8 protein-coding genes and 1 pseudogene are annotated in these 5876 nt (G+C 28.1%); 8 read left to right on the top strand and 1 reads right to left on the bottom strand.

From position 1 onward, the window contains the following. The 5 genes and pseudogenes from KQI16_RS13135 to KQI16_RS11665 form a co-directional block, all read left to right on the top strand. A pseudogene (locus tag KQI16_RS13135) lies at positions 1 to 135 on the top strand (ABC transporter permease); the annotation flags it as partial. Between the two features lie 262 nt (positions 136 to 397). Next, complete coding sequence (infC, locus tag KQI16_RS11680; RefSeq protein WP_216434642.1) at positions 398 to 910, top strand: translation initiation factor IF-3; 513 nt, start codon at positions 398 to 400, stop codon at positions 908 to 910. Positions 911 to 930: 20 nt separating this feature from the next. Further along, on the top strand, positions 931 to 1128 hold the full coding sequence (gene rpmI, locus KQI16_RS11675) for a 50S ribosomal protein L35 (protein ID WP_119864762.1): 198 nt from the start codon (positions 931 to 933) through the stop codon (positions 1126 to 1128). A gap of 27 nt (positions 1129 to 1155) precedes the next feature. Beyond that, positions 1156 to 1515, top strand: a complete 360-nt coding sequence (gene rplT / locus KQI16_RS11670) for a 50S ribosomal protein L20 (protein WP_216434641.1) — start codon at positions 1156 to 1158, stop codon at positions 1513 to 1515. Between the two features lie 119 nt (positions 1516 to 1634). Further along, the gene (locus tag KQI16_RS11665; protein ID WP_216434640.1) at positions 1635 to 2543 is read left to right on the top strand and encodes a patatin-like phospholipase family protein; all 909 of its coding nucleotides are present in this window, start codon (positions 1635 to 1637) and stop codon (positions 2541 to 2543) included. Here KQI16_RS11665 and KQI16_RS11660 read toward each other — a convergent pair. Next, positions 2521 to 3054 (bottom strand): hypothetical protein, encoded by a 534-nt coding sequence (locus KQI16_RS11660; protein ID WP_216434639.1) that lies wholly within the window; start codon positions 3052 to 3054, stop codon positions 2521 to 2523. The two genes, KQI16_RS11665 and KQI16_RS11660, sit on opposite strands and share 23 nt — an antisense overlap. 267 nt (positions 3055 to 3321) lie before the next feature. On the opposite strand from KQI16_RS11660, the gene KQI16_RS11655 reads away from it, so the two are divergent. The 3 genes from KQI16_RS11655 to KQI16_RS11645 are packed head-to-tail and all read left to right on the top strand — an operon-like array spanning position 3322 to position 5744. After that, a complete protein-coding gene (locus tag KQI16_RS11655; RefSeq protein WP_216434637.1) occupies positions 3322 to 5121 on the top strand; it encodes an SUV3 family DEAD/DEAH box RNA helicase in 1800 nt (599 codons plus the stop codon). Positions 5122 to 5137: 16 nt separating this feature from the next. After that, positions 5138 to 5554 carry a DUF3785 family protein gene (locus KQI16_RS11650; protein ID WP_216434636.1) on the top strand — a complete coding sequence of 139 codons (417 nt, stop codon included), beginning with the start codon at positions 5138 to 5140 and terminating at the stop codon, positions 5552 to 5554. 52 nt (positions 5555 to 5606) lie between these two features. Then, positions 5607 to 5744, top strand: a complete 138-nt coding sequence (locus KQI16_RS11645) for a clostri-philic family protein (protein ID WP_216434634.1) — start codon at positions 5607 to 5609, stop codon at positions 5742 to 5744. Positions 5745 to 5876 lie beyond the last annotated feature (132 nt).

Here is a 5876-nt window from a genome sequence, read left to right as displayed (position 1 = left end):
GCTTTATCACAAATACCTGGTATATTATTAAAAACTTTCCCATACATTGTTACTTTAATAGCTTTAGTATTCTTCTCTAAATCTTCTCGTGCACCAAAGGCTGAAGGACAGCCTTTTGATCCGGGTAAAAGATAATATTTAAAAGATGAATAATATTTTAATTAGTGATAATACTAAAGTTATGAAATATAAAAATAAAAAGATTGACAGAAAATTAATAAAATGTTAAGATATTTAACAGGAAAGAAGAAACAGCCGTTTCTCACCTTACGGCCTAGCTTAGTAGGGTAATTGCTATTGGATTAATTACTAGTTAACAGCTAGTTTTTTATAATCAAGAGGGCGGCAAATACGCCCTTTTTTGTTATGTTTTAAAAAATTTTGGAGGTGACTTAATATAAGTAAAAATTTTACTTGTAACGAAGCTATTAAAGTTAAGGAAGTTAGGTTAATTGATTCAGATGGTAATCAAATAGGCATACTTCCTACAAAAGAGGCTCAAAATATGGCAGATGAGGCAGATCTAGATTTAGTACTGATCTCACCTAATGCTAACCCACCAGTTTGTAAGATTATGGACTTGGGTAAATATATTTATGAGCAAACTAAAAAGGAAAAGGAAGCTAAGAAAAAGCAAAAAGTAGTTGATGTTAAAGAAATAAGATTTGGGCTTTCAATTGAAGAAAATGATATTGATATTAAAGCAAAGAAAGCTAGAAAATTCTTAGAAGATGGGGATAAAGTAAAGGTAACTGTAAGATTTAAAGGTAGAGAAGTCCAATTAAGTCATATGGCAGATAGAATACTTGATAACTTTGTGAGTAAATTAGAAGATGTTTGTGTAATTGAAAAACCAGCAAAGCATGAAGGTAAAAATATGATAATGGTACTTGCCCCTAAAAAAGCATAACTAGAGAGGAGATTTATATTATGCCAAAAATGAAGACTCATAAAGGAGCAGCAAAAAGATTTAAAAAGACTGGTACTGGAAAATTAAAAAGAGCTAAGGCTTTTAAGAGTCATATATTAACTAAGAAAAGTGCTAAGAGAAAGAGAAACTTAAGAAAAACAGCTTATGTTTCAACTACTCAAGAAAAAGCAATGAAGAAATTATTACCATACCTTTAATTTTAAAGGGTTTTAGGAGGATTAGACATGGCTAGAGTTAAAAGAGCAGTAAATGCTCGTAAGAATCATAAAAAAGTATTAAAGCTTGCTAAAGGATATTATGGCGGAAAGAGCAGATTATTTAAAACTGCAAATGAAACTGTTATTAGAGCTTTAAGAAATGCATATGTTGGAAGAAGATTAAAAAAGAGAGATTTTAGAAGATTATGGATAGCTAGAATCAATGCCGCTTCAAGAATGAATGGGCTTTCATATTCAAAGTTTATTAATGGAATAAAATTAGCTGGAATAGATATGAATAGAAAAATGTTATCAGAAATAGCTATTAATGATCCAAAAGCTTTTGCTGATTTAGTAGAAGTAGCAAAAAAATCACTTAATGCTTAATTAGATTAGGATAAAGGCTGTTACAAACTTAGATTTGTAACAGCCTTTTTTATTAACCAATTTACTCATGAATTAATAAAATAATATCTAGAAGAAGTATGTATATTTTGAGGGAGTTTATGAAAATAGGTTTAGTGTTGGCTGGCGGAGGGGGAAAAGGTGCTTATGAACTTGGAGTATGGAAGGCATTAGTATATTTGGGGCTAGATAAATATATTAATTACTTTTCAGGGACTTCAATTGGGGCTTTCAATGCTGCTTTATTTGCTCAGGGGGATACAGAAATAGCTGAGTATATATGGAATAATATAACTATTGATACAATTGTACCCTATAGTAAGTTTGAATTATTTACAAGGGGAGTAGGCTTATTTATAGGTGGAAAGAATTTAGCAATATCAAAGAAATATATTACTCAAAAAATGAATGAAAAGAGCGCCTCTAATGATGCTGTAAAGGAAATAGCCAGTAATTATATAGATGTAGATAAAATAATAAGAAAAAATAGAATATGTTATGCTGCCTGTACAGAATTGCCTGATTTTAAAATAAGATATTTTAAAATAAATGAATATAGTAGGGAAATAGCCAAAGAAATTATTTTAGCTTCAGCATCCCTTCCTTTGATTTTTGATCCAACAGAGATTAATGGCTTTAAATATGTTGATGGGGCAATTTGTGATAATGTACCTATTCAGCCTATTTATGGTGAAGGATGCGATATCATTATAGTTGTAACCTTATCAAAAGAAGAAAAAATAGACAAGTCTCTTTATCCTAACACAAAAATTATAGAGATATATCCTAAAAATATAAATGACGGAGTTATAAATGGTACCTTAGATTTAGATGAAGAAAAAAAGAAGAGCAGAATAAAAGAAGGATATGAAGATACCATATCCCTTCTGGAGCCTATAATGGAAATAGCAAAATATAAAATTTTATCGGAAGAAAAAGAGGAAAATCCAAAATTATATAAGATATATAACTTTGCTAAAAAGATTATTAAACAGTACAAGCATGAGTAAAGCCTTCATAAACTAATTCCTTAGTTTGAATTTTAAGTAAGTCGCTTGGTTTAATTAAAGAAGGATCCTTGTCACAATTATAGATTTTACTTTTTATTAGAAGATGTGATACAAATTCGGAGCAAAAGTAGTAGTTCTTCCTTTTTATTGGTTTGTTAATATAAAAGCCTAATAAGCCAAGTAAATTATATTTATATTTTTTCTTATTAAGAAGGAAGTTGTCCAATTCTTTTTTTAAAAATTGATATTGTTCTTCAGTAACCTTTATTCTATAAATAACACATTTGCTATTAGTAAATTTTTTGTATAAGCCAGCCTTTAGGTTTTCCTCTACCAGTCCCCCTGGAATAGGAAAATATTCAAATAATCTTCCAAAGGAGTACATCTTGCTAAAGCTATTATCTAAACTAATAGAAACATGAACATAATTATCCTTTGTACAAAGATGGAGCAATTTTGAGATAATCGTACCGGTATTAGAGAAAACTAAATAAATATGATGATTTTTCATATCTAAACCACCCCCAAATAAAGAATAATAAGATATAATTAATTTAAGTATTTCAATATCCAAAATAACCCTTCATTATTAAATAAAAAATAATACTTTAAGGAAAACTAACAATAAATTATTATTTATTAGTTAAAATATTAAAAAGGAATCTTGATAAAGGTATTATATACTATCAAATAAAAGTTTGAAATAGAAATTCTATAAAAGTGAATAAATTATTAACAATTATTCTAGAATTAATTTTGCCATAAATGAGGTGATAAGGTGAAGAAAAATGCTAATCAACGAGAATTCAAAAAATTAAAATCTCAAATAAATCATATAGAAGAGATTGCACACAATTCAAAAGTTGGAGCTCTAATAGAGCAAGAAGCTGCTTTAAGAAAAAAGATAATTAAGTTAAAGCAAATGGAAAAGGAAGGTTTTAAGGAATATGATGATTTATTAGAAAGATATGAAGAATTATTAGAATATATATCAAAAAGATTATTAGATGATTATAATAGAAAAAACAATACAGATTTTGATTTTTATCAGGTTATTAGGAATAATTATAATAGTTTTATAAATTCAGGATTTATGTCTGTACTAACGAAACAGCATATACCAAAGCTTGTTGCTGAGGAATTTGAAAAAAATTTCCCGGATAATCCTAAAGATGAATATAAATTAGCAAGAAATATGAAGAGAAAGATTTATCTGCATTTGGGTGAAACTAATACTGGCAAAACCTATACAGCAATGGAAAGGTTAAAGGAAGCAAAGAATGGCATATATTTATCACCTTTAAGAATTTTAGCCTTAGAAAACTATGAAAAGTTAAATGATATGGGAGTTATTTGTAACTTACAGACAGGGGAAGAAGAAATAATCAAGGAAGGGGCTACCCATACAGCTTGTACAATAGAAAAAGTAGATTTAAAAAAAGAATATGATTTAGCAATAATAGACGAAATTCAAATGATTAGTGATTCCCAAAGAGGTGCTGCTTGGACTAGAGCCTTATTAGGCTTAAGATGTAAAGAGATTCACATATGTGGTGCATTAAATGCAAGGGAAATATTAGAAAAAATAATTAAGGACTGCAATGATGAATATGAATTAAAAGAGTATTATAGAAAGATACCTTTAGAAGTTCAAGAAAATAATTTTGAAGCAAGGCAAGTTACTGAAGGAGATGCAATTGTAGTATTTTCTAAAAAGAAGGTTTTACAAATAGCAAAAAATTATTCAGATCGTGGAATTAAGGCGAGTGTAATTTATGGAGACTTGCCTCCGGAGGTAAGAAGAAAGCAATATGATATGTTTATTAATAAAGAAACTAAGCTTTTAGTATCAACAGATGCCATTGGAATGGGAGTAAATCTTCCAATAAGAAGAATAATATTTTTTGATACAAGAAAATTTGATGGAGAAGAAATAAGACCTTTAACCTCACAGGAAGTAAAGCAAATAGCAGGAAGATCAGGAAGAATAGGAATATATGATGTGGGATATGTTGCAACAGTTGCTGATAGGCAGAAATTTATAAAAGAAAGATTGGAAGAGGAAGATGAAATTATTACAGAAGCTGTATTAGGGCCATCTGAAGCAATACTAAACATAAAAGGCCTTCCGTTAAATGAAAAGTTGTCTTTATGGGCAACTAGGGAAGAAAAAATTAATTTTTATAGAAAAATGGATATAAGCGAGTATTTACTCGTATTAGAAAATATAAAGAGATTTAAGTTAAAAGAAGAAGATCAGTGGGAACTATTAAAAATTCCTTTTGATACTTCCAATGAATATTTAATGAATACATTTTTAGATTATGTAAATGAAGTCTTTATAATGAAGAATAAAAGTTTAACTAAGCCCCAATGTTTTACAGGAAATTTAGAAGAATTGGAATTACAATATCAAAGAGTAAATATGTATTATTCTTTTAGTAAAGTATTTAATTTAGAATTCGATTTAGATTGGATAAATAATGAAAGAACTAGAGTAAGTAATGAAATAAATGAAATATTAGTTAATATTAATAACTTTTTTGTAAATAAAGAAGATGAAGCTGATGATTATTAAGAAAGTGGAGGGAATTATGGAATATAAATTTAATTTTGAAGGAAAGGAATATATATTAGGGGAAGATAATTTAGAGTATTTTGTTAATGATGAAAATGAGCCTTTAGAAGGAATTGACTACAAAAAAGTATTGGAAATATTAAATAAAAGTAATGAGGTGGATTTTCAAAAGGCTTATTGTGAAAGCTATTGCAGCCAATGCAGATATGGTAAGGAAGAGAAAAAGAAATATTTTGATTTTTTAGAGTTTTATTTTTATGTATATGGAAAGAATAATAAATATGTAACAAGCAGTATTGATGACGAATACGATAAGAAATCTTTTACAAAATTAAATAGAGAAGGTATTGTAGATAAAAGTTATTTACTTACAATAATGGTTTGTAAAAATTGTGGAACATATTCAATTGAAATAGAAGAGTTTGAAGTTTAATGTATTAAATTTTATTTGGTGTATAAAATACTTTTGAAAGGAAGTGTTTTATATGAAAGCAGATTCTAGAACAAATAATGCTTTACAAAAAGGTAAAAGAAGACAAAAGCTGCATGAAAATCAAAATAATGTGGGAGATAAAGAAAATCCAGCAAAATACACTGATTTCGAAGGAAATCCAATAAAATAATATTATTTTAGATGGGGCTGTCGCATTAGCGGTTAAAAATCGCTAATGCTCAGCTCTTATTTTGTACTGTTTTATATGAATTTTAAAGAGTTTTTCAAATAAATTCATCTCTACTCCTTAAAAATGGCGCAC

It is taken from the genome of Caproiciproducens sp. MSJ-32 (assembly GCF_018918055.1).
In the GTDB taxonomy this organism is placed as follows: domain Bacteria; phylum Bacillota; class Clostridia; order Clostridiales; family Clostridiaceae; genus Clostridium.
Note: the sequence above shows the minus strand (reverse complement) of the source record. Positions and strands in the feature narration are given on the sequence as shown.